The sequence below is a fragment of the Vibrio sp. 1727 genome (genome assembly GCF_033344415.1).
Lineage (GTDB): Bacteria > Pseudomonadota > Gammaproteobacteria > Enterobacterales > Vibrionaceae > Vibrio > Vibrio alginolyticus.
Genome location: NZ_JAWPOT010000027.1, coordinates 20095 through 43055, shown reverse-complemented (window position 1 = coordinate 43055; position 22961 = coordinate 20095). Strand labels below are relative to the sequence as shown.

Annotated in this window: 19 protein-coding genes and 2 tRNA genes; 12 read left to right on the top strand and 9 right to left on the bottom strand. The window is 44.1% G+C overall.

All coding sequences use genetic code 11. From position 1 onward, the window contains the following. Positions 1 to 3: 3 nt before the first annotated feature. The 5 genes from R8O10_RS20715 (at position 4) to ybaK (ending at position 4586) form a co-directional block, all read left to right on the top strand. Complete coding sequence (locus tag R8O10_RS20715) at positions 4 to 387, top strand: SirB2 family protein (protein ID WP_005382225.1); 384 nt, start codon at positions 4 to 6, stop codon at positions 385 to 387. A gap of 5 nt (positions 388 to 392) precedes the next feature. Beyond that, the gene (locus tag R8O10_RS20710; protein ID WP_318191694.1) at positions 393 to 1202 is read left to right on the top strand and encodes a SirB1 family protein; all 810 of its coding nucleotides are present in this window, start codon (positions 393 to 395) and stop codon (positions 1200 to 1202) included. Between the two features lie 53 nt (positions 1203 to 1255). Beyond that, entirely contained in the window at positions 1256 to 2107 is an 852-nt protein-coding gene (kdsA, locus tag R8O10_RS20705) for a 3-deoxy-8-phosphooctulonate synthase (protein WP_005384095.1), read from the top strand. A gap of 220 nt (positions 2108 to 2327) precedes the next feature. Continuing rightward, entirely contained in the window at positions 2328 to 4010 is a 1683-nt protein-coding gene (gene ushA / locus R8O10_RS20700) for a bifunctional UDP-sugar hydrolase/5'-nucleotidase UshA (protein WP_005382230.1), read from the top strand. Between the two features lie 102 nt (positions 4011 to 4112). Further along, on the top strand, positions 4113 to 4586 hold the full coding sequence (gene ybaK, locus R8O10_RS20695; protein ID WP_005382231.1) for a Cys-tRNA(Pro) deacylase: 474 nt from the start codon (positions 4113 to 4115) through the stop codon (positions 4584 to 4586). 64 nt (positions 4587 to 4650) lie between these two features. Here ybaK and rluF read toward each other — a convergent pair whose 3' ends face one another. The 3 genes from rluF to R8O10_RS20680 form a co-directional block, all read right to left on the bottom strand. Then, positions 4651 to 5808 carry a 23S rRNA pseudouridine(2604) synthase RluF gene (gene rluF, locus R8O10_RS20690; RefSeq protein ID WP_213908009.1) on the bottom strand — a complete coding sequence of 386 codons (1158 nt, stop codon included), beginning with the start codon at positions 5806 to 5808 and terminating at the stop codon, positions 4651 to 4653. A 94-nt stretch (positions 5809 to 5902) separates the two neighbouring features. Further along, positions 5903 to 6484, bottom strand: coding sequence for a DNA endonuclease SmrA (gene smrA, locus R8O10_RS20685; protein ID WP_005382233.1), 582 nt, complete (start codon positions 6482 to 6484; stop codon positions 5903 to 5905). A 132-nt stretch (positions 6485 to 6616) separates the two neighbouring features. Further along, positions 6617 to 6757 carry a DUF3149 domain-containing protein gene (locus R8O10_RS20680; RefSeq protein ID WP_005382236.1) on the bottom strand — a complete coding sequence of 47 codons (141 nt, stop codon included), beginning with the start codon at positions 6755 to 6757 and terminating at the stop codon, positions 6617 to 6619. Between the two features lie 259 nt (positions 6758 to 7016). On the opposite strand from R8O10_RS20680, the gene R8O10_RS20675 reads away from it, so the two are divergent. After that, positions 7017 to 7093, top strand: a tRNA-Pro gene (locus R8O10_RS20675). 441 nt (positions 7094 to 7534) lie between these two features. On the opposite strand, the gene R8O10_RS20670 is transcribed toward R8O10_RS20675, so the two are convergent. Together R8O10_RS20670 and R8O10_RS20665 are read right to left on the bottom strand one after the other, a co-directional pair. Then, positions 7535 to 7918, bottom strand: a complete 384-nt coding sequence (locus tag R8O10_RS20670) for a hypothetical protein (RefSeq protein WP_372009610.1) — start codon at positions 7916 to 7918, stop codon at positions 7535 to 7537. 151 nt (positions 7919 to 8069) lie between these two features. Continuing rightward, positions 8070 to 8942 carry a TraB/GumN family protein gene (locus R8O10_RS20665; protein ID WP_005382001.1) on the bottom strand — a complete coding sequence of 291 codons (873 nt, stop codon included), beginning with the start codon at positions 8940 to 8942 and terminating at the stop codon, positions 8070 to 8072. Positions 8943 to 9436: 494 nt separating this feature from the next. Here R8O10_RS20665 and R8O10_RS20660 point away from each other — a divergent pair, with 494 nt between their 5' ends. Together R8O10_RS20660 and R8O10_RS20655 are read left to right on the top strand one after the other, a co-directional pair. Next, a complete protein-coding gene (locus R8O10_RS20660; RefSeq protein ID WP_318191693.1) occupies positions 9437 to 12088 on the top strand; it encodes a beta-N-acetylhexosaminidase in 2652 nt (883 codons plus the stop codon). A gap of 439 nt (positions 12089 to 12527) precedes the next feature. Continuing rightward, complete coding sequence (locus R8O10_RS20655) at positions 12528 to 13220, top strand: oligogalacturonate-specific porin KdgM family protein (protein WP_005382004.1); 693 nt, start codon at positions 12528 to 12530, stop codon at positions 13218 to 13220. A 65-nt stretch (positions 13221 to 13285) separates the two neighbouring features. Here the strand turns inward: R8O10_RS20655 and R8O10_RS20650 are convergent, their stop codons facing one another. Further along, on the bottom strand, positions 13286 to 13735 hold the full coding sequence (locus R8O10_RS20650; RefSeq protein ID WP_005382005.1) for a DUF411 domain-containing protein: 450 nt from the start codon (positions 13733 to 13735) through the stop codon (positions 13286 to 13288). Between the two features lie 21 nt (positions 13736 to 13756). Further along, positions 13757 to 16453, bottom strand: a complete 2697-nt coding sequence (locus R8O10_RS20645; protein WP_017819979.1) for a heavy metal translocating P-type ATPase — start codon at positions 16451 to 16453, stop codon at positions 13757 to 13759. Positions 16454 to 16932: 479 nt separating this feature from the next. Here R8O10_RS20645 and chiP point away from each other — a divergent pair, with 479 nt between their 5' ends. The 4 genes from chiP (at position 16933) to R8O10_RS20625 (ending at position 21982) form a co-directional block, all read left to right on the top strand. After that, a complete protein-coding gene (gene chiP, locus R8O10_RS20640) occupies positions 16933 to 18054 on the top strand; it encodes a chitoporin (protein WP_017819978.1) in 1122 nt (373 codons plus the stop codon). Positions 18055 to 18177: 123 nt separating this feature from the next. Continuing rightward, positions 18178 to 18774, top strand: a complete 597-nt coding sequence (locus tag R8O10_RS20635) for a DUF2057 domain-containing protein (protein ID WP_005382008.1) — start codon at positions 18178 to 18180, stop codon at positions 18772 to 18774. Between the two features lie 177 nt (positions 18775 to 18951). Next, positions 18952 to 20379 carry a glutamate--tRNA ligase gene (gltX, locus tag R8O10_RS20630; protein ID WP_005384075.1) on the top strand — a complete coding sequence of 476 codons (1428 nt, stop codon included), beginning with the start codon at positions 18952 to 18954 and terminating at the stop codon, positions 20377 to 20379. Between the two features lie 640 nt (positions 20380 to 21019). Beyond that, on the top strand, positions 21020 to 21982 hold the full coding sequence (locus R8O10_RS20625) for an OmpA family protein (RefSeq protein ID WP_005382010.1): 963 nt from the start codon (positions 21020 to 21022) through the stop codon (positions 21980 to 21982). A gap of 114 nt (positions 21983 to 22096) precedes the next feature. Here R8O10_RS20625 and R8O10_RS20620 read toward each other — a convergent pair whose 3' ends face one another. Both R8O10_RS20620 and R8O10_RS20615 read right to left on the bottom strand, forming a co-directional pair. Beyond that, positions 22097 to 22603: a hypothetical protein gene (locus R8O10_RS20620; RefSeq protein WP_005382011.1), complete on the bottom strand. Its 507-nt coding sequence runs from the start codon at positions 22601 to 22603 to the stop codon at positions 22097 to 22099. A 279-nt stretch (positions 22604 to 22882) separates the two neighbouring features. Next, positions 22883 to 22959 (bottom strand) — tRNA-Arg (locus R8O10_RS20615). Between the last annotated feature and the right edge of the window lie 2 nt (positions 22960 to 22961).

The following is a 22961-nucleotide window of genomic DNA, read 5'->3' as shown; positions in this document are numbered from 1 at the left end:
AAAATGTACGTAGCTCTAAAACACATACACTTAGTGACGATCGCTCTCAGCGCGACGCTACTATCGATCCGATTCGTGTTAATGATGATGAACTCACCGAAGCGAAATAATCGCTTTTTGAAAGTGTTTCCCCACATCGTTGATACTGCATTGCTAGTGTCAGGTATCGCGCTTATTTTCATTACGGGTTTCATCCCGTTTACCGATGCCGCACCGTGGTTAACAAACAAAATCACCTGCGTACTGGCGTACATTGCGCTTGGATTCTTCTCATTGAAACTTGCGAAAAACAACCTACTGAAGATATTTGGCTTTTTCGGCGCATTAGGTTGGTTGGTCATGGCTGCAAACATTGCTGTGTCTAAGAGCCCTACGTTATTTGGATAGACGTCATGTTAGAGTTTTTTGACGAAGATTTTGACAATATACCGTTGGTGGAAGGTGCGCTTGAGCTAAACAAAGCGATTAACCCAGAAACCAAAGTACATTGGGCGAAACAAGAGTTAGAGCGTCTTTACAAAGATGCAGAAGCCACGCTTGTTCATGAAACCGATGAAGAGCAACGATTTGATGCATTCCTACGACTGTTTTTCCACGAGTGGGGATTCAAAGGCGACGAGCAGGAATACTTTATTTCGGACAACAGCTTCATCGATAAAGTGCTGGAGCGTAGAAAAGGTATTCCTGTGAGCTTAGGTTCGATTTTGTTATACCTAGGCAAAAAGCTGGGTTTCCCGTTGAAGGGAGTTACTTTCCCGACTCAGTTCCTGTTAAAAGTCGACTGGATGAATAAGAAGCCAGACTACATCAACCCATTTAATGGTGAGTATGTAGGTGAAAGGATTCTTCAAGCTTGGCTTATTGGCCAGGAAGGACCGCTAGCTCAGCTAAAGCCTGAACATTTTGAGGAAGCTGACAACCCAACAATTATTGGTCGCTGGTTGGCATTGATTAAAAGTGCGATGTTGCGTGAAGAGCATTATACGCTGGCATTACGTTGTACAAATCTTGCTCTAACATTTGTGCCAGATGACCCATACGAAATTCGTGACCGTGGTTTTATTTTCCAACAGCTAGAGTGCCCTCAAGTAGCGGTATCAGATTTTCAGTACTTTATTGACCAATGCCCTGACGATCCGGCTTCTGAGCTACTAAAATCACAAGTTAATGTGATGAGTGAAACGCACGTCACACTTCACTAATTTTATCGATGTGCCGAACTGTGGCGTATCGTGGACAGAAAAAGAGAATCAAAATGGAACAGAAAATCGTTAATATCGGCGACATTCAGGTTGCTAACGACAAGCCATTCACCTTATTTGCAGGTATGAACGTTCTTGAGTCTCGTGATCTTGCGATGCAGATCTGTGAGCACTACGTAAAAGTAACGGAAAAACTTGGTATTCCTTACGTATTTAAGGCGTCGTTTGACAAAGCAAACCGCAGTTCTGTTCATTCATACCGTGGTCCAGGTCTGGAAGAAGGTATGAAAATCTTTCAGGAGCTGAAAGACACTTTTGGTGTAAAGATCATCACGGACGTTCACACTGAAGCGCAAGCTCAACCTGTCGCTGACGTGGTAGACGTTATTCAGCTTCCTGCATTCCTAGCTCGTCAAACTGACCTTGTTGAAGCTATGGCCAAAACCGGTGCGGTTATAAACGTGAAGAAACCTCAATTTATGAGCCCTGGTCAAGTGGGTAACATCGTTGAGAAGTTCGCAGAATGCGGTAACGACAAGATCATCCTATGTGAGCGCGGTTCTTGCCACGGTTACGATAACCTAGTTGTAGACATGCTTGGTTTTGGTGTGATGAAAAATGCTTCGAAAGGTAGCCCAATCATCTTTGACGTAACGCACTCACTACAAATGCGTGACCCATCAGGCGCAGCATCTGGCGGCCGTCGTGAGCAGACAGTTGAACTTGCAAAAGCGGGTCTAGCGACAGGCATCGCAGGTCTATTTATCGAAGCGCACCCAAACCCAGACCAAGCGCGTTGTGATGGCCCATCTGCACTGCCTCTAGACAAGTTAGAGCCATTCTTAGCACAAATGAAATCGCTTGATGATCTGATCAAGAGCTTTGCAGATATCGATATTAAGTAAACGCCAGATGACTGGTGGTAACAAATACTATAGCCAACCGAGTGTTGGCTATTTTTTTATCTGAAAAACTGTAAATTCTCAAACTTGTTACTGATGAATTTGTTATTGCTAAACAATGCATCATAATTATTAAATCAATGTGTTAGGGTGCACGTGGTTTTCAAATAGATCGAATGCTTAAAATGTGCTTCAGTAATCCCAATAAGAAAAAGGTAAATAAATGAATCAGCGTCTGATGATCAAAACTGTTTTGAGTGCCGCTATCTTGGCCTCGTTAGCTGGGTGTGCTACGCAACCTGCACCAGAATGGAATGCCGATACAACCTATAAATTGACCGTATTGCACACTAACGATCATCATGGTCGCTTTTGGCAAAATCGATACGGTGAATATGGCATGGCGGCGCGTAAAACGTTAATCGATGATTTGCGCGAAGAAATACAGGCTGAGGGGGGCAGCGTGTTACTGCTTTCTGGTGGTGACATCAACACAGGAGTACCTGAGTCTGATTTACAAGATGCCGAGCCGGATTTTAAAGGCATGAGCAAAATTGGTTACGATGCGATGGCTCTAGGTAATCATGAGTTTGATAATCCATTGGACGTGCTATTCAAGCAGCAAGAGTGGGCAAACTTTCCGATGTTGTCTGCCAATATTTACGATAAAAATACTGGCAAGCGTTTATTCCAACCATATGCGATGTTTAAAAAGCAGGGCATTAAAATTGCGGTCATTGGCCTTACAACCGAAGACACAGCGAAACTTGGCAACCCTGAATTCATTGAACAAATTGACTTCCGTGACCCAAAAGAAGAAGCCAAGAAGCTGATTGCAGAACTGAAAGAAACAGAGTATCCAGATCTGATTTTTGCTGTCACGCATATGGGACACTATGAAAATGGTAATAGAGGCATCAATGCTCCTGGCGATGTGGCGTTAGCTCGTTATTTGAATGACGGCGATCTCGACATGATCGTTGGAGGACACTCACAAGAACCTGTGTGCATGGAAGGTCCAAACGTTATCAAAAAGAACTTTAAACCAGGTGATGAATGTCAGCCCGATAAACAAAATGGTACCTTTATTGTTCAGGCACATGAGTGGGGGAAATATGTGGGACGCGCCGATTACGAGTTTCGTAATGGCGAACTCTCGATGGTGAGCTACGATCTAATCCCTGTAAACTTGAAAAAGAAAGTTAAAGTTGATGGTCAGTCGCAACGAGTCTTGATCCAAGATGAGATTAAACAAGACGAAATGATGCTTGAGTTTCTTCGTCCTTATCAAGAAAAAGGTCAGGGCAAACTAAACGTGAAGATTGCAGAATCTAACGGTAAGCTTGAGGGTGACCGCAATGTGGTTCGTTACCAGCAAACAAACTTAGGTCGATTAATTGCAACGGCTCACATGGAACGTGCGAAAGCAGATTTCGCCGTAATGAATTCTGGCGGCGTTCGCGATTCGATTGCAGCAGGTGAGATTACCTACAAAGATGTGCTGACTGTTCAGCCATTTGGCAATATGGTCTCTTACGTTGATATGACGGGCAAAGAAGTATTGGATTACCTAAATGTCGTTGCAACTAAACCTGTCGACTCTGGAGCTTACGCGCAGTTTGCCGGCATTGCGATGAGTATCAATAATGGTGAGGTAACCAATGTGTTCATTGGTAATAAGCAACTTCGCTTAGATGGTAATTACCGCTTTACCGTACCAAGCTATAATGCTGCTGGTGGAGATGGTTACCCTAAAATCGACGATCATCCAGGGTATGTAAATACAGGTTTTACCGATGCTGAGGTTTTGAAGGATTATTTAGAAACACATAGCCCTATTGATGTTAATGAGTATGCCCCTTCAGGTGAAATCACGTATTTAGTTGATACGGCGATTGATCAGTAACCCAACAGATAAAAAGCGATTGACTCAAACTCGCTGATATCATTAACTAAAAGCGCAGATCCAATTCAATCTGCGCTTTTTGTTTTTATGAGGAGAATCTTGATGACTCCGGCCATTAATCTTGCGAAAAAGAAAAAAATTCCACACACGATTCATCAGTATGAGCATGACCCTAGAGCCGATAGTTATGGCTTGGAGGCTGCTGAAGTACTGGGGCAGGATCCGAAAACAGTATTTAAAACCTTGCTGTTCTGCTTGAACGGGGAGCCAAAGAACCTTGCGGTTGCGATTATCCCTGTTGATCAAAAGCTGAACCTAAAACTGGCGGCGAAAGCAGCGAAGGGCAAAAAGGCCGATATGGCTGATCCGGAAATCGCCCAAAAGACCACAGGTTATGTCGTTGGTGGAATTAGCCCACTAGGGCAGAAGAAAGCCTTACCTACTTTTTTGCACGAAAGCGCAGCAGAGCAAGACACAATCTGTGTGAGTGCTGGTAAACGTGGTTTAGAAATTGAGTTAGCCCCGAGAGATTTGCTGAGCTTAACTCGCGGTCAGTTTGCACCTCTTTGTTTGTAAACTCATGACAAATAAAAAGGACGCTCATGAGCGTCCTTTTTTGATCTTGCCTGTCAGTGAAGCGTTACTTCTTCAGACTCAATGTACCACCAGTGCGTTTAGCTGGTTTACTTGGTTTCGCGGCATTTGGGTTCATGTAATGCTGCTTGGGCTTACTCGGTGATTGAGGCTTGTTTACTGAATGCGTATTGCTTGATGCATCTGGTTTACGGTGTGATTTACCATGCTCGCCTTGCGGTCTGCTGCGTTCACCTTGTGGTTTCGCTTTGTAATGTTCTTTAGCTGGACGTCCGCCTTCATCATCACACTGACGACGCTTTTGTTGACCTTTTTTCGAGTTTGGTGCATGACGGAATTCATCAGCATTGTTACCACGGAAAGTTCGTGTCTTCTGGTTACGACGAGCAGTAGAATCTTGGTTTTCTTCACGGCTATCAAACAGCTTCGCGTCGGTCGCTTTACGAATGTTGCGACCTCTAGAGTCTGTTTTTGATGCTTCTTCTGTACCTACCGAGCCTTCACACATTGCTAGGATCTCTGCCACTTCTTCGTCACTTAGATAACGCCATTTCCCATTGGGAATACCATCAAGAGAGATATTCATGATGCGTACGCGACGCAGCTTGAATACTTCATAGCCCAGCGCTTCACACATGCGACGGATCTGACGGTTAAGTCCTTGAGTGAGCACAATACGGAAAGAGAATTTAGTTTCTTTCGTTACCTTACAAGGTAGGGTGACTGTGTCGAGAATCTTAACGCCACTCGACATCTGTTTGAGAAACTCGCCTGTAATTGGCTTGTCCACGCGTACGACGTACTCTTTTTCGTGGCTGTTGCCTGCGCGAAGGATTTTGTTCACGATGTCGCCATCGTTGGTCAAAAAGATCAGACCATCAGAGGGTTTGTCTAAGCGGCCGATCGGAAAGATACGTTTTTGGTGGCCGATGAAATCAACGATGTTTCCAGGGACGTCTCTCTCAGTTGTACAGGTGATGCCTGTTGGTTTATTGAGAGCGATATAAATCGGCTTCTCTTTTGCTGCCACTGGCTTACCATCCACACAAACATCATCACCAGGTAGCACTTTTGTCCCCATTTCAGGTTTGTTGCCATTAATGGTGACACGGCCTTGCTCAATCAGTCTGTCTGCTTCACGGCGTGAGCAAAACCCCGTTTCACTGATGAATTTATTTAATCGTTTAGCGTTGTCTTGTGACATTTTTGTCTCCTAACGTTTCACAACGGCGAATGAAGCTCCCTTCCTCTAAGGGGAAGGAAGAATAAGGGCGGGCATTCTAGCATTAGGGTGGAATTTAGCCTAACCGTTTTTGGTGACGTTCGCGGGTTTCTAATTTCTTTTCCGCACTTTTTCTAAGTAGGACGTAAACGGCTCCAGTTCCACCGTGAAAGCGTTGCGCACTATGGACGCATTGGACTTCCTTTATTTGTCGTAGCCAACTGCTAACAAAGCTTTTCATCATTGCAGGTGGATTTGAGCGTTCTCCTCGACCATGGACGATAACGACGGTTCTAATGTCCATTGATAGGCATTGCTTTAAAAACGTCACGACTTCATCACGTGCTTCTTTCAATGTTTTACGGTGCAAATCCAAGCGAGCTTGGATTGGATACTTACCAAGGCGAAGTTTGCGGTAAACCCCGTCCTGTACACCATCACGTTTGAACTCAACAAAGTCCTCTGGCTTGAGCATTTCAGCGTGATCAAGTGATAGGTATTCTGGGTCATCTTCCGTTAACCAGATTGCTGCTTCGCGTTTTGCGAGCTGTGCTTCTGTTACTTGGTGTACTTTTTTGTGTTCGGTGGTGTCTTGAGTGATTGGCTTTACATCGCCCATCATCTGTTGAAATAGATCAAAATCGTCGTCGTGAGACATAGCAGTAATCTCATTAAGAACAGGGAAGAATAATAGGATTATATCAATGAGTGGTGCATTGAGATCAAATAAAAAACCGGAGTAGGCAAGTAACCGACTCCGGTGCAAAGCGTTTCTAGAGCTAAGCGAGATCTAGTGAGGAGATTTGTCGTTCATGATCTTGTATATGAAGAAACCGCCGTAAAATAACATCAGACCAATTGCCCCAAAAATTACTATCATTGACGATAGACCCACTGCATTACCAAATAGGAGATCAAGCCAAAAGTCCATACGTTTCCTCCAAGATGTTCCCGACAGGAATAAACTAAATGGCGGTGTCTTGTTGCACACTGATCTGGATCAATTATGTTGCTAAGGTTAATAAACTGTATTTTGTTGTGAGTTATCAGTCACATTTTACGTGCTAGTGTTCAGTTATTCATCAAACGAATTAAGACCTAAGGTTTTTTTGTAAAAAGCACTTGCGCCACAGTTCAGAATCCGTAATATACGCATTCGTTGACGGGGACAATTCCTCAGTTAAACATCTCGGTGAATAGCGCAGCTTGGTAGCGCATCTGGTTTGGGACCAGAGGGTCGGGGGTTCGAATCCCTCTTCACCGACCACTTTCAGAAATCCTGCTCAATGAGCAGGCTTTCGTCGTTTTAGCGGCAGCAAATTTGACTTTGATAGTAGCGAACCAAATGGGGTTCGCCTGAAGTTAGAATATGGCTCTTCATCGACACATATTGAGAAAAAGGCTCTACAGAAATGTAGAGCCTTTTTCGTATTTGGTGATATTTATTTGGAACCAGAGGATCGGGGTCAGGAATGCCAGTCCTCTGGAAGCCCAGTCGCGTCGAATCCCTACTTCACCGACCACTTTTAGAAATCCTGCTCAATGAGCAGGCTTTCGTCGTTTTTAGTGCTAGTAATTTTAGACTTCAATAGTATCGAACCAAATGGGGTTCGCTTGAAGTTAGAACATGGCTCTTCACCGATACGTATTGAGAGGAAGGCTCTACAGAAATGTAGGGCCTTTTCATTTTTTAGAGCGAGTAAATTTATTACTTGATGTCACACGAGATAGTATTGATAGGAGTTTCAGAAGTAGTGAAACAGACATAAGCGGTCTTTGGGTGATTTGGCCCAATCTTGACGTAACCCGCTTTTAAATCGTCTTCATCAAACGTTACTGAGTGAGATTTGCTTGTATTTCCATCATAGTAAACCGCTTCAAAGCCTTGGTTCATCATATGTGCAACGCGATTTCGAGTGTGGGCTGTTGAAAACGTGATGTTCGCGCAACGCATCATTGGTTTTTCGGTAATAAGAAATTGACCACTCTCTTTATCTAAAACACCGCCTTTTACTTCCGGAGTTATATCAATAGCTTGAAAAGATTCTACGTTGCATGGCGGTTTAGCATAAGACAACGAAGAAGTGAGCATAATTCCAATCGTGTATAGGAATAAATATTTAAATTTCATATGAGTTGTTTTGTATCCACTTAGCTTAACGGCGTTTTATAAGAAAGTTTGAATGAATTTTAAATGGTTGTATTTAAATAATTATATTTAAATGGCATTTTTCAAACAATCACTAGATATCACAATTTGCTTGGCGCGTCTTACCCAGTGGTTTGATGTTAAATCCCCGATTTTTAAGTAGTTCAATCAGGTTATCTTTACCTACTAAATGCAAGCCACCAACAACAACGGTGTAGCGACCCGATTGTTGAGGTAAAACACTGCCAGTGTCGAGTTTTTTAGCCCAATCTCGATTACGCTCGTATAAAAAGGCTTGGTTAAACTCTTCTGTTGTATGATCGGTCAAAGAGGCTTCGACCAACATGCTACCATCACCACTCTTCCAACTCTCTATCAAGCATTGAACTAACTCTTCTCCGCCATCATATTCTTCAATTGATGAGAGAAGTATCTCTTTACCGCCTTCTGATTGACCTGCGATTAAATCGATTTGGAATTGCACGGACTCCAGTGGAATGACCGGGATTTGCTTTTTATCAGCGAGTCCTATTAAGTGCATGTCGACCCCTTTATCAGAGACATACCCCAGTTTGTTGACTAAAGCGAGTTGGATGGTGAATGCGGCCATCCAAGGTGGGGAATTTAGGAGTTGAGTTTCTGGCAAACCTAAATCTTGGGCAATTTCAATTAAGTGGCGACGTTGAGCTCTGTCTAAAACATCTTTAGAAAGAATGGTTGTTTGTGGGTAAACCAAGCCTTCAGAATTCCTGACGTCTGCTTCAATAATCAACCCTGCGCTTTGGCTTAAATGCTGGATGACCGTTCTAGGGAGTGGGTACATCGTTTTATCCCCCACATGTACCGAGCCAATAATCATAAGTTCGGTTTCCCCTTTTTTTGCTAACCAATGCTGTGGCTCTGCATAAGATGAAAAAGGAGTCAAAGTAACAAGTAGAGATGATATGAGCGTCAAGAGACGAAACATAGAATGGTCCTCAGATAAGATACCTTTAAACTTTATACGCAAAATAGCGTGAGGTTAAGTGCAATTTCTCCAGTGGGGTATTCGACAAAATCGTCATTTCTAAAAATATTGACGAGTTTTGACGACGAATAAATGAGAGTCACTTCACGAAAGGTAAATAGGTAATTCGCTTACTAATGGCTCACAAAATAATTAGGCGTGATCCAAATCTTACAAAATCAGTCGTAACTCATGAATATAAGTGACCTAGATCGCAGCAAACTCGTCAAAACAAGTTGTTCGATTTTGACGTGTATTGTAACTCCATGAAAATTAGGTTTTTATTATTTTTTCTGAGTGTCATTTTTTGAACTGGATCACTTCCTATTTCTATTTATTTTACGCTTAGAAATAACAGGTTGTATGTTGAATGTAACGGTTAGGCACCTCGCATTTGAGGGGCCGAGATTTTTATCATTGTCGTTTTGAACCACTGACTTTTTTGGGGAAGTAAGATGTTTAAACCTAGTCTGATTGCTGTTTCTGTTATCACTACATTAGCAGGTTGCTCTGCGCTGCAAAGCTCTGAACAACAAGTTGTAAATTCGTTGGCTAATAATCTTGATATTCAATACCAAGTGTTGACTAACCACGGTGCAAACGAAGGTCTTGCTTGTCAGGACTTAGGGGCTGAGTGGGCGTCTTGTAACAAGGTAAACATGACGCTGGTTAACCAAGGTGAAGCGGTTGACTCAAAAGATTGGGCTATTTACTTCCATAGCATTCGTTTGATTCTGGATGTTGAAAACGAACAGTTTAAAATCTCTCGCGTAACGGGTGATCTACACAAACTAGAACCAACAGATAAGTTTGATGGTTTTGCTGCGGGTGAAGAGGTTGTGCTTCCTCTTGTTGCTGAATATTGGCAGCTATTTGAAACTGACTTCATGCCAGGCGCTTTCGTTGCTGCACCAAATGCAGAGCCTAAGATGATCGCTTCTCTTAACACAGAAGACGTTGCATCTTTCGTGACTGGCCTTGAGGGTAACAACCTAAAACGTACGCCAGATGACAACAACGTATTTGCAAACGCTGTGTCTCGTTTCGAGAAGAACGAAGATCTAGCAAAACAAGACGTATCAACCACGTTACTACCAACGCCACTGTCTGTTGAAGCAGGTAACGGTACGGTAGATATCGCGGCGGGTATTGCGCTGCCTAAAGACGCATTCGATGCGACTCAATACGCAGCAATTCAAGGTCGTGCAGAAGTGGTAGGTGTGGATGTTCGTGGTGATCTTCCTGTAAGCATCACTGTTGTTCCTGCTGACTTCACCGGTGAATTGGCAAAATCTGGTGCTTACGAAATGAGCATCAAAGGCGACGGTATTGCGATTAAAGCGTTTGACCAAGCAGGTGCTTTCTACGCAGTACAATCTATCTTTGGCCTGGTAGATAGCAAAAATGCTGATTCTCTACCACAACTGTCTATTAAAGATGCGCCGCGTTTTGATTACCGTGGTGTGATGGTGGACGTGGCTCGTAACTTCCACTCTAAAGACGCAATCCTTGCAACGCTTGACCAAATGGCCGCGTACAAGATGAACAAACTACACCTTCATCTAACGGATGATGAAGGCTGGCGTTTAGAAATCCCGGGTTTGCCTGAGCTGACTGAAGTGGGTGCTAACCGTTGTTTCGATTTGGAAGAGAAAAGCTGTTTACTGCCTCAGCTTGGCTCAGGTGCAACGACAGACAACTTTGGTTCTGGCTTCTTCAGCAAAGCAGACTACGTGGACATCTTGAAGTACGCGAAAGCGCGTAACATCGAAGTGATTCCTGAAATCGATATGCCAGCACACGCTCGTGCAGCAGTGGTATCAATGGAAGCACGTTACGACCGTCTAATGGAAGAAGGTAAAGAAGCAGAAGCGAACGAGTACCGCCTGATGGACCCTCAAGATACATCGAACGTAACGACGGTTCAGTTCTACAACAAGCAAAGCTTCATCAACCCATGTATGGAATCTTCAACTCGCTTTGTTGATAAAGTGATTTCAGAAGTAGCAGCAATGCACCAAGAAGCGGGCACGCCGCTAACAACATGGCACTTTGGTGGTGACGAAGCGAAGAACATCAAGCTAGGCGCTGGTCTGCAAGACATCAACGCAGAAGACAAAGTAAGCTGGAAGGGGAACATTGATTTGTCTAAGCAAGACAAGCCATTCGCACAGTCACCACAATGTCAGACGCTAATTGCAGACGGTACGGTAAGCGATTTTGCTCATCTACCAAGCCACTTTGCAGAAGAAGTGTCGAAGATGGTGGCAGAGAAAGGCATTCCAAACTTCCAAGCTTGGCAAGATGGCCTTAAGCACAGTGAAGGTGAGAAAGCGTTCGCAACAGAAAACACACGTGTTAACTTCTGGGACGTTCTTTACTGGGGTGGCACATCATCAGTGTACGAATGGTCTAAGAAAGGTTACGACGTTATCGTTTCTAACCCAGACTACGTATACATGGACATGCCGTACGAAGTTGACCCGAAAGAGCGTGGTTACTACTGGGCGACGCGTGCAACAGATACTCGTAAGATGTTTGGTTTTGCACCAGAGAACATGCCTCAGAACGCAGAAACCTCTGTAGACCGCGATGGTAACGGCTTCACTGGTAAAGGTGAAATCGAAGCGAAACCTTTCTATGGTCTATCAGCACAGCTGTGGTCTGAGACAGTACGTAACGACGAGCAATACGAGTACATGGTATTCCCTCGCGTACTAGCAGCCGCTGAGCGTGCATGGCACCGTGCTGATTGGGAAAACGACTACAAAGTGGGTGTTGAATACTCGCAAAACTCTAACCTAGTAGACAAAGCTGCGCTAAACCAAGACTACAACCGCTTTGCGAACGTACTTGGCCAACGTGAACTGGCTAAGCTAGAAAAATCAGGTATCGACTACCGCCTGCCTGTACCAGGTGCGAAAGTAGAAGATGGCAAGCTAGCAATGAACGTTCAGTTCCCAGGGGTGAAGCTTCAATACTCTCTAGACGGCAAGAACTGGCTAACTTACGCAGATAATGCTCGTCCAAATGTGAAAGGTGAAGTGTTTATCCGTTCTGTGTCAGCAACCGGTGAGAAAGCAAGTCGAGTGACCAGCGTGAAATAACTCAATTCTTGTAAGTTAATTTTTTGGCAAAGCCTCAACCTCATGTTGGGGCTTTCTTTATTTTTTGAGGAAATTAAGCGTGATCGATGTCTAATTATTTTTCATTGATAAATAAGTTTTTGGTTGTAATGGTCAAGGTTATTGTGAACTGGATCGACTTAATCTGCTAAATATCAATAAATTATCTGTTTACGATCACACTTCTATTTTTTGAATAATTTTATAAAAATACGATAAGTGCCTGTATTTCCCATGTTTTTATCAGGGTTGTTGAGCTTCGGTTTGAACAAGATCACTTTTTAAAATGTTTTATTTTTCATCGCGAATTAATTGAAACAATATTGCGAACGCCAAGGAGGCACATTCCAAAGTTTGCGATAAAAGGGAAGAGATGCCCTCTAAAACTATCGCATAACGTGAATAAATAAAGGCAGTAATTATGAAAAACATTTTTGCACTGAGTGCTCTTTCTCTCGCTTTCGCTTCTAGCGCTTTTGCTGGTTCTTCTTACGTAACAGGTAATGTTCAATTCCACGATGATGGTCGAATTCATGGTTCGGACGTTACGTCTACACTGGAAGCTGGTCATACTTTTGATAACCAATTCGGCGGCTTTACGGTTTACACCGAATTTGATGGTATTCAGTTGGGTAAACTGGAAACAGAAAACGGTGGCGCAGGTAACACAACACCAGCAATCACTGTGGGTGGTGAGCAGTCATTTAATATTACCGATCATTTATGGGTTGCCGCGGGTTACCAACACCTGTTCTCTGCTGGCGAGAATGTACAGTACCGTCCATTGGTTAAGATCGGTTACAACTTCGATAACGGCATCTCCTTAAGTAACCGTACTCGTGCGCACATTGATGCGACAGACGCAGATGCGGATACAGATTACCGCATGGACAACCGCATCGGTTACGTGATGAATGAGGATGTGACGCTAAGCTACAACAACGTCTACATGATTGAAGCGGAAACCATGGACCACGAGCTTCGTGCAACGTGGACTCGTAAAGGTGTTCAACCTTACTTTGAGTTCCGTAGTCAAGCACACGGTGCAGAAAACGCGAGTGGTGACAGCCTAGTGAATAACGCTTTTGTATTTGGTGCCTCTTACGGCTTCTAATTTTATATTTGTCTTAACTGTCCATTAAGAAAAAGCCCAGCGGTTTATCTCGCTGGGCTTTGTTTTTATTGGTCGTTGCCTTCGTGGTGGCTATATTCGAACACTTGGCCTTTTTCGTTAAAGGCGTAAACGGTGTAGCTGTCTTTTTTGTCGCCATATTCCATACCAGGGGAGCCCATTGGCATGCCCGGTACTGATAAGCCTTTTGCGTTACGTGGTGGATTTTTCAAAAACGCTTTAATGTCTTCGGCTGGAATGTGACCTTCAAACAGATAGCCGTTGATCTCTGCCGTGTGGCAAGAGTAAAGCTGTTCATTCTTGATGCCTAGATCGCGTTTGATGGCGTTCATGTCATCGTGCAATTTTTCTTCGACCGTAAAGCCGTTCTCTTCCATGTGTTTTGTCCATTCTCCACAACAGCCACAGTATGGCGATTTATGGTTAATGACATCGGCTGCCAATACGTTGGCGGACACGGTCGCAAGCATTGCAAAGGTCAATAGTTTCAACTTCATAATACCCTCAAAAAGAAGTGGTTATTTTACTGAAAACAGTCGTAGTCGATTTGCATTACTAACGACAGTAATTGAAGACAGTGCCATTGCCGCTCCTGCGACAACAGGACTGAGCAAAAATCCAAACGCTGGGTAAAGCACGCCAGCGGCAACTGGAATACCCAACGAGTTGTAAACAAAGGCACCAAATAGGTTTTGCTTCATGTTTTTAAGTGTAGCGCGAGAGAGTTCAATCGCATGTACTACCGCCATTGGTGACGTGTTCAGGATGGTCATTTGCGAACTTTCAATGGCGACATCACTGCCGCTACCCATGGCAATACCTAGGTTGGATAACGCGAGAGCAGGGGCGTCGTTAATGCCATCCCCCACCATTGCCACGACATGTCCTTGAGATTGAAGTTGCTCAATGTGCTGAGCTTTCTCATCTGGCATTACTTGGGCAATCACTTCATCAATACCAAGTTCTTGGCCGATAGCATTGGCAACGTGTTGGTTATCGCCCGTCAGCATTACCGTTTTGATGCCTTGCGATTTTAATGCAGAGAGCGCTTGCTTCGCATCTGATTTGATCGGGTCGGCAATGGCGATCAGACCGATCAGTTCGCCGTTCAATGCCACAGCTACCGGAGTCCACGCATTTTTTGCGCATTCATCGATGGCAGGTTTTAGTGCGCTGGTCTCGACGTTCTCTGCTTGCATAAATTGAAGCGAACCAATGAGCAGCGGTTTATCTTGATACGTCGCCAAAATGCCGCGTCCGCGAACGTTCTCAAACTTGTCTAATGAGACGTCTTTTGCGTCGTGTCGTTTGGCGTAATCACATACCGCTTTTGCCAGTGGGTGCTCAGACTGACGCTCTGCCGCATACGCTAAAGCCAATAGATCTTCTTGGCTGGTGGCGTGAGTAAACACTTGCTGAACGCTAGGTTTACCTTGGGTAAGTGTGCCAGTTTTGTCGAACACAACCGTGTCGACTTTGCTTGCCAATTGCAGGGCGTCGGCGTCTTTGATCAGAATGCCGAGCTCTGCGGCTTTACCCACTCCCACCGTGACAGAAAGTGGGGTTGCTAAGCCTAGGGCGCAAGGGCAGGCGATGATCAGGACGGTTGTGGTGACCACCAGCATATAACTCGCTTTTGGCTCTGGGCCAACGGCAAACCAAACGAGCGCGGCCAGTATTGCTATACCAACAACGACAGGGACAAACACCGATGAAATCTGGTCTGCCAGTTTCGCGATGGCTGGCTTACTGCTTTGCGCTGTGCGCACCATGCGGATGATACGAGCCAGCATGGTATTTGCGCCAATGCCCGTTGCCTCAATGACTAATCCACCATCGGTGTTTAATGTCCCGGCAGACACTTGAGCCTCTTGCGCTTTTAATACTGGTACTGGTTCACCAGTGAGCATCGACTCATCAATGTATGATTCACCTTGAATCACAACACCATCAACAGGCACTTTCTCGCCTGGTTTGATACGCAGTTTCATGCCTAACGTGATTTGCTCAACCGCGATTTGTTGGTCGCCTTGTTCCGTAATTACCGTAGCTTGCTGAGGTTGCAGGTTAATCAACGCTTGTAAGGAACGTGTTGTGTTTGCTTTGGCTTTTGCTTCTATATAGTGCCCAAGAGAAATTAAGCCGATGATCATTGCACTCGCTTCAAAGTACACGTGGCGTGAAGCAAGAGGGAACCAGTCTGGGAAAATCACCACAAGCATCGAATAGAACCACGCTGCGCCAGTACCGAGCGCGACTAACGTGTCCATGGTGGCGCGCTTGTGAGTAGCTGCTAACCAAGCGTTACTGAAGAAGTGTTTCCCTGCTGTGGCAAGAAGGAGTAAACATACGATACCGATCGCGCCCCAAGCTAATTGGTCGTTGGTGTTGCGAATCATCATATTGCCGCCAGCTACGCCCCAAATCATTAAAGGGGCACCGACGACAAGGCCAGCAATAGCATCCAGTTTAAAGCGTTTTTGTTGCTGACGTTGTTGCTGTGCTTGCTTTTCTTGCTGGGTTGCGGCGTCTTGTAGGATCTCTGCTTGGTAACCGGCTTGTTTTACCGATTCAACAATTGCGTTAAGGAGGTCATCAGAGTCTTGGCTTGCGAATACTAGTGCGCTTTGTTCTGCAAGGTTGACCTGTGCTTTCTCAACGCCTTCTACGTTAGTAAGTGCTTTCTCTACTGAAGATACGCAACTCGCACACGTCATGCCTTGAATCAGCATTTGCAATTGAATACTCGCTGGTGGCACCTGCGTATCTTTAATATTGCTTTGCTTTTCTACCGGCTCGGTCTCTGGTGAGCTTTCGTTCTCTACTTCAACAGAATCAAGGTTGGCGGTATAGCCGAGTGTTGCTATTAAGTCGATCACTTGTTGCTCGGAGAGGAGGGTACGAATCTCTAAGTGCGTTGTTGAAGCCTCAAAAGAAATAACGTCTTGATTAGATTCTAATAAAGATGAAAGTTTTTTGACGCAACCGCCACAGCTTAAGCCTGAAAGGTTTAGTTCGTAGTGATTTCCTGCTTGGTAACCAAGAGATTCAATCGACGAGACGAGCTCTTTAAGAGAAGACTCGGTTTTGACCTCTACTTGCGTCGGGGACAAATTGAGGATCTCCACATCGTGATTCGCATGTAAAGCATTCTCAACTTTTCTCGCACAGCCCATGCAGTTGAGCCCTGATAAAGGTATAACTAACTGATACATAATCTGCACCTCAATAGTAGTGATGCTATGAGCTTAAACCTTCCTGCAAGGGTAAGGTCAATACCCATTTGCTACTCACAACAATTTCGTCAAAATCTCTCGAATCCCACAAGTGCACGGTCATTTTACTTGCGAGTGATCTCAAGGTTTTTTCTCTTTGAATATAAAGTTCCGTTAAAACACCTAAAAGATGAATGAAGTCGCTCACGTTTTTTAGATGCTCTCAATGTCAGTTCAGTGTCAAAACGTACTTTTAACGTTTTTTATTTTTTATATTTGATGTTAACTAATTGTTTTTTATTGATTTATTTTATTTTTGACCTTCTCATTTTGAAGTCGCTCAGATTGCTGTAGGGAAAGTTTTTTAGTGCGAAAAAAGTTTGTCATATTTGCCCCGTCCAAACACTGTTTCAAGTTCCTGCCATGTCCTAGTTAGTGAATTTGAAAATGGAAAAAACTAAAAAATATAGGGGTTTATAATGTCTTACCTAAAGAAAAGCCTACTTGCCACGGCAATTACCGGCATGATGTTCAGTGGTGTTGCATTTGCTGATGGTGCAAACAGTGACGCAGCAAAAGAGTTTCTAACCAAAGATTCATTTTCTTATGAAGTTTACGGGATCATCGCGATGCAGGCCGCGTACCGCGATTACGATTCTGGCAGCAAAGCAACGGACGATGACTTGGGTGGCATGCAGCTAAACAACGAATCTCGTATCGGTTTCCGTGGTAAGAAACAATTTGCTAACTTCGACCCTACTTTTATTTGGCAAATCGAAGGCGGTTATGTAGACCCTAGCTTTGGTGGCGAGGGCGCAGGTCTTGGTGAACGTGACACATTCGTCGGTTTTGAAAGTGCATCTTGGGGGCAAATTCGCCTGGGTCGCGTTTTGACACCTATGTACGAATTGGTTGACTGGCCAGCATCTAACCCTGGCCTGGGCGATGTATACGACTGGGGTGGTGCTATTGGTGGCGCCAAGTACCAAGACCGTCAATCAAACACTATCCGCTGGGACTCTCCAATGTTTGCTGACAAATTCTCCCTAGATATCGCAGCTGGTGCAGGTGATAAAGCAGGTCTAGGTGAAGGGGATGACTACTGGGGTGGTATCGCTGCACACTACAAAATTGGTCCTATCCAGTTAGATGCGGCATATGAAGGTAACCGTAATATCAAGATGGAAAGCCAAACGTGGGAAAACAACACGTACTTGGTAGGGGCACAAGGCTGGTTTGATAACGGAATCTCTTTCTTCGCGCAATACAAATACATGGAGGCGGACGCAAGCAATGGTGTGAGTGAAAAGCAAGATGCAATGTCTGCCGCTATCATGTACACCACGGGTGATTGGCAATACAAACTGGCTTACGCCGCTAACTTTGATCTAGAGCGTGATGGTAAGAAAATTAACGATACAGCGGATGATGTGTTATCAGCACAAGTTATGTATTTCGTAGACCCATCGGCAGTGCTGTACGTACGTGCTCGTACTCTAGACTTTGGCGACGGTGCGTCTCAATTAGATAAACCAACAGAAGCACGTTGGAAGTCTGCTGACTACGACGAGTTCTCTGTAGGTGTTGAATACTACTTCTAACTAAAGAAGCAGCTAAAAGGGCGGAAACGCCCTTTTTATCTTGATACTTATTCAAATAAGCCTTTGAAATGACTGGCCTGTAAATTTTAGAGGCTTATCTAAATTGGTATAAAGTGAGAAACCATGATGAAAAAAACAACGACACTTCTCGGACTTTGCGCAATGCTTTCGGCGCCAGCTTTTGCTGCTCAACTCACTCTGCAATCTGAATTAGTTCCTCGCGTTCTCAACGGCGAGTTCGTCTACCCTGAGTGGATATCCAAGAACAACAGCATCGAGTTAAAGGATGGGGAAAACCAATTGGCGGTAACGGTTGGACAAATCGTATTTGAAGATGGAAAGCGCCGTAAATTCGATTCGCAGCCGCTGGTATTAGAGTTTGATGCAGAAAAAGACACCGAGCTTTCTCTGACTTATCAAACATTCCGTACTATTGAAGAGGCGAGAGCCTTCGAACTCGATCCTAAAGTGGTATTGAAAGACAAAAACGGAAAAGAAGTGGCATTCTCTATGGTTCAACTTCGTAAAGGTGGTTTGCAAGGTTTTCGTGATTATGAACGAGAAGTTGCCGACTATAATAACGCAATGAATAAAGAATCGACTAAGGCAAGCATTGCGTCTTCTCCAGCGGAAACCAAAACAATCAAAGCATCGTTTAATGAATTGAGCCGTGAAGAGCAGCAAGAATTTATGCAATGGGCAATGCGTAACCTGAAGTAATTTTGTCTTGTGCTTTAACAGTAAATAGTAGGGCTGTGCCTTTTTGGTTCTGCCCTGTTTTTATTTCTGTTGTCAAACCGATTGTAGAATTGACTTACGGTGGTAAAATGTCGCCACTTTTATCCTTGACATTACAACGAGAGATCTCTCGTTGCTCATTACCCCTAAGGAACTCAAATGACGGTTAAAACTCGTTTTGCTCCTAGCCCAACTGGCTATCTACACGTTGGTGGTGCGCGTACTGCACTTTACTCTTGGCTATACGCTAAAAACCAAGGTGGTGAATTCGTTCTACGTATCGAAGATACAGACCTTGAGCGTAACTCTCAGGAAGCGGTTGATGCAATTCTTGAAGGCATGGAATGGCTAGGCTTGGAGTGGGATGAAGGTCCTTACTACCAAACTCAACGTTTTGACCGTTACAACGAAATGGTTGATAAGCTTCTTGCTGAAGACAAAGCTTACAAATGTTACGCGTCTAAAGAGCTGCTAGATGAAATCCGTGCAGAGCAAGAAGCAAATAAAGAAATGCCTCGCTACGATGCTAACCATCCAAAAATCAAAGCAGCAAACGAAGCGGCAAAAGATGGCGATCCATGTGTTATCCGTTTCCGTAACCCGAAAGAAGGCAGCGTAGTATTTGATGATCAAATCCGTGGTCGCATTGAAATCCGCAACGATCAAATGGATGACCTAATCATTCGTCGTACAGACGGTTCACCTACTTACAACTTCTGTGTAGTAGTGGATGACTGGGACATGGGTATCACTCACGTTGTTCGTGGCGAAGACCACATCAACAACACGCCTCGTCAAATCAACATCTACGAAGCACTAGGTGCGCCAGTACCTACATTTGCACACTGTGCAATGATCCTGGGTGATGACGGCGCGAAACTGTCTAAACGTCACGGCGCTGTATCAGTCATGCAATACCGCGATATGGGCTACCTGCCTGCGGCACTAAACAACTACCTAGTGCGCCTTGGTTGGTCTCATGGGGACCAAGAAATCTTCTCTCAAGAAGAGATGATCAATCTATTTAGCCTAAACGCAGTATCTAAGTCAGCGTCTGCTTTTAACACTGACAAACTGCAATGGTTGAACAACCACTACATCAAGAACTCAGATCCTGCGTACGTTGCTGAGCATCTACAATGGCATCTAGATCAACAAAAACTAGACGTAACGAATGGTCCTGCTATCACTGACGTGATCAAGCTAGTGGGTGAGCGTTGCAACACACTAGTTGAGCTAGCTGAGCAAATCCGTTACTTCTATGAAGATTTCTCTGAGTTTGAAGCGGGCGCAGCGAAGAAACACCTACGTGGCGTGGCTAAAGAGCCTCTAGAACTTGCATTAGCGAAAGTGGAAGCACTAACTGAGTGGACGACAGCGAACATCAAAGATGGCGTTATCGCAGCAGTATGTGAAGAGTTGGAAATCGGCATGGGCAAAATCGGTATGCCATTACGTGTTGCTGTAACAGGAGGCGGTCAGTCTCCTTCTGTCGATGCAGTAATGGAGCTGGTTGGAAAAGAGCGTTGTATTGCTCGCATTAAGATGGCGCTTGAGTTCATTGCTGAGCGTGAAGCAAACGCATAATTGCTTTGAACTGAACGTTCTTTTGAATAAATAGTCACAAAGCCGCGGTGAGCAACCGCGGCTTTTTTGTATCTTCAATTTAGATAACGAGAAACTTTCTCTCATATTGGTGAATGAAGAGATGGTTTTACCTGTAATTTACCTCAATATGGATAAGATTTTTTAATCCAAATATCGTTGGCATGAATAAAAAACGAGCGATTATATATCAAATATCTGATTGATTTTTATCCATGTTCCTTAAAGTTCCATTTTGTTTGTCTCATTTTTAAGAAAAACCTTTGCTTTAGCTATGTTGTTTCAAAAAATAAAGCAAACGTTTGCGTCGTGATTGCGTGGGGATTTTTTTGCTTAAGATCACATGTTGTCGAGATTTTTGATGACAATAAATTGACAGAATTGGGATTTTTCTCGCGATTTCTTAGCGTTATAGTTCATCCCGTCAGCGATACCGAGATGGCGATATGTATCACTGAACAGGAAATATACGTAAGTTGCTTCCATAAAAAAAATGCATGTGCATAAAAAGAAGCTGACTAAGTATCTCACTCAAGGAATGAATAAAAAGAATTGAAATACAACGTCAGTCAGACGGCGCATTTCGGCATCTAACAAAAGAACTTCTTTAGAGGAATCAATAATGAAAAAATTAGCAGCGGTAATTTCAGCGTCTCTACTTATGGCTTCAGCAGCACAAGCAGAAGTATACGTTGGTGGTAAGATGGGTAAGTCATGGATGGAAGACGCGTGTGTAGCGGGCCAGGCTTGTGACAAAGACGATTCTACTCTTGGCGCTTTTGTTGGTTACGAAATGAATAAATACTTCGCAGTAGAAGCGGGTTTCGACAACATCGGTGATTTTAACCAAACTTCTTTCGGTGGCCACGTAGAAGCGATCACTCTTGCTCCTAAATTTAGCCTACCAATCACTGAAGACATCGCACTTTACGGTAAAGTGGGTGGCGCTTACGTAATGTTTGATGGCAAAGATGATTACTCTTACCTAGGCGCGGCTGGTCTTGAATTCAACCTAAGCCAAAACGTAACAGCTCGTGCGGAATACCAAACACTGACTGACATCAGCAACGATGTAACTCGTGCGACAGGTAACACTGCAACACTAGGTGTTTCTTTCAAATTCGGCGGCAACGATGAGCCAGTAATCGTAGAAGAGCCAGTTGTTGTAGAAGAAGTGGTTGTAGAAGAAGTGGTAGAAGAGCCAGTTGTAGTTACGAAAACATTCGAAACTCAAACAATTGGCACAGGTAGCTTCGATCTAAACAGCACAACTCTAAAACCAGAGAGCGCTGCAAAACTTGATAACCTAGTTGCTTTCCTAAACGAGCACCCACAAGCGAACGTTGAAGTTGTAGGTTACACAGATACGTCTGGTCCAGCAGCTTACAACCTAAAGGTTTCTGAAAAACGTGCTGAGTCTGTTGCTAACGCACTCGTTGAAAAAGGTATTGATTCATCACGTATCCAAGCTCGTGGCGAAGGTGAAAATAACCCAATCGCTTCAAACGACACTCGTGAAGGTCGTCAACAAAACCGTCGCGTAGAAGTCGTTGTTCCAGAATTTGAATACCAAGTTCAGCAATAAGCTCCTATTCGACCGTAGTATAGAAGACTGAAGCTGAAAGCCCCAAAGAGTTCGCTCTTTGGGGCTTTTTATTTCTCTTTAAAAACTGACTGAAATGTTCAAAGTGGCTAGGTATTACTTAAGATCAATGCTGTTTAAACGCCCCATGAATGTCAGGATCTCCAAGTTATCTTTATGTGCTTCTAACAACGCTTTTTTGGTTTGCATGTAGGCGGCAAGTTTGCCGTACTTACTAATAGAGCGAACCACCGTTTTATATTTATACTCACCGTCATCATTGAACTCTCGCCACTTGGCGATATAACACGTATCTCGGTTGTCAGGGTTTTCAAGAGTAGGGTTAGGCTTGTGAACGATTTTAGGCTCAACGCTATGTGGAAGCCTAGTCATTAGGTAAGGGTCTTTCAAAAGACGTCGCCAGAATTTGCCCCACATTTGCCGGCCTAACTCGTTTCTCAGCTTAATGGCTTTTTGTAAGCCTTTCTTTTCTCCAATACGAACAAATCCTACCGAGCGGTGTAGTACCGTATCCTCGGGGGTATGGATATGTATCTTAAAGGCTGTCTTGCCTTTAGAAATAAAGCGGTGTCCAGTGTTAGTTATTAAATTGCTCTTAGACATAGTGCTAACTAATAATTTTATTAATAGCTAAAAGGGTAAGCAAAACTCATAGATAATTAAAGTAATAAAATACAAAACTGTAAATAGGGCTTGTTGAAATGATTTCAAGGGGAAGAAGTCAGATCAGTAGAAGGCTTTATCCCGTAACCGAAACACCCGATCCGATCATATTGATTACTGGGAAGATTATCTAACACGGTGTACTAGGGGGAGCAGTGCGAGGCTTGAAATTGAAGATACAAAAAAGCCTTAGCTCAAGTGGGAGCTAAGGCTATGATATGGCGCCCCCAGTAGGATTCGAACCTACGACCTGTCCCTTAGGAGGGGACTGCGCTATCCAGCTGTGCCATGGGGGCGT

Bases quoted from the DNA above. Each gene is read 5' to 3' on its own strand.
- R8O10_RS20715 (WP_005382225.1), top strand. From the start codon at position 4: ATGTACGTAGCTCTAAAACACATACACTTAGTGACGATCGCTCTCAGC.
- R8O10_RS20710 (WP_318191694.1), top strand. From the start codon at position 393: ATGTTAGAGTTTTTTGACGAAGATTTTGACAATATACCGTTGGTGGAA.
- kdsA (WP_005384095.1), top strand. From the start codon at position 1,256: ATGGAACAGAAAATCGTTAATATCGGCGACATTCAGGTTGCTAACGAC.
- ushA (WP_005382230.1), top strand. From the start codon at position 2,328: ATGAATCAGCGTCTGATGATCAAAACTGTTTTGAGTGCCGCTATCTTG.
- ybaK (WP_005382231.1), top strand. From the start codon at position 4,113: ATGACTCCGGCCATTAATCTTGCGAAAAAGAAAAAAATTCCACACACG.
- rluF (WP_213908009.1), bottom strand. From the start codon at position 5,808: ATGTCACAAGACAACGCTAAACGATTAAATAAATTCATCAGTGAAACG.
- smrA (WP_005382233.1), bottom strand. From the start codon at position 6,484: ATGTCTCACGACGACGATTTTGATCTATTTCAACAGATGATGGGCGAT.
- R8O10_RS20680 (WP_005382236.1), bottom strand. From the start codon at position 6,757: ATGGACTTTTGGCTTGATCTCCTATTTGGTAATGCAGTGGGTCTATCG.
- R8O10_RS20670 (WP_372009610.1), bottom strand. From the start codon at position 7,918: ATGCTCACTTCTTCGTTGTCTTATGCTAAACCGCCATGCAACGTAGAA.
- R8O10_RS20665 (WP_005382001.1), bottom strand. From the start codon at position 8,942: ATGTTTCGTCTCTTGACGCTCATATCATCTCTACTTGTTACTTTGACT.
- R8O10_RS20660 (WP_318191693.1), top strand. From the start codon at position 9,437: ATGTTTAAACCTAGTCTGATTGCTGTTTCTGTTATCACTACATTAGCA.
- R8O10_RS20655 (WP_005382004.1), top strand. From the start codon at position 12,528: ATGAAAAACATTTTTGCACTGAGTGCTCTTTCTCTCGCTTTCGCTTCT.
- R8O10_RS20650 (WP_005382005.1), bottom strand. From the start codon at position 13,735: ATGAAGTTGAAACTATTGACCTTTGCAATGCTTGCGACCGTGTCCGCC.
- R8O10_RS20645 (WP_017819979.1), bottom strand. From the start codon at position 16,453: ATGTATCAGTTAGTTATACCTTTATCAGGGCTCAACTGCATGGGCTGT.
- chiP (WP_017819978.1), top strand. From the start codon at position 16,933: ATGTCTTACCTAAAGAAAAGCCTACTTGCCACGGCAATTACCGGCATG.
- R8O10_RS20635 (WP_005382008.1), top strand. From the start codon at position 18,178: ATGATGAAAAAAACAACGACACTTCTCGGACTTTGCGCAATGCTTTCG.
- gltX (WP_005384075.1), top strand. From the start codon at position 18,952: ATGACGGTTAAAACTCGTTTTGCTCCTAGCCCAACTGGCTATCTACAC.
- R8O10_RS20625 (WP_005382010.1), top strand. From the start codon at position 21,020: ATGAAAAAATTAGCAGCGGTAATTTCAGCGTCTCTACTTATGGCTTCA.
- R8O10_RS20620 (WP_005382011.1), bottom strand. From the start codon at position 22,603: ATGTCTAAGAGCAATTTAATAACTAACACTGGACACCGCTTTATTTCT.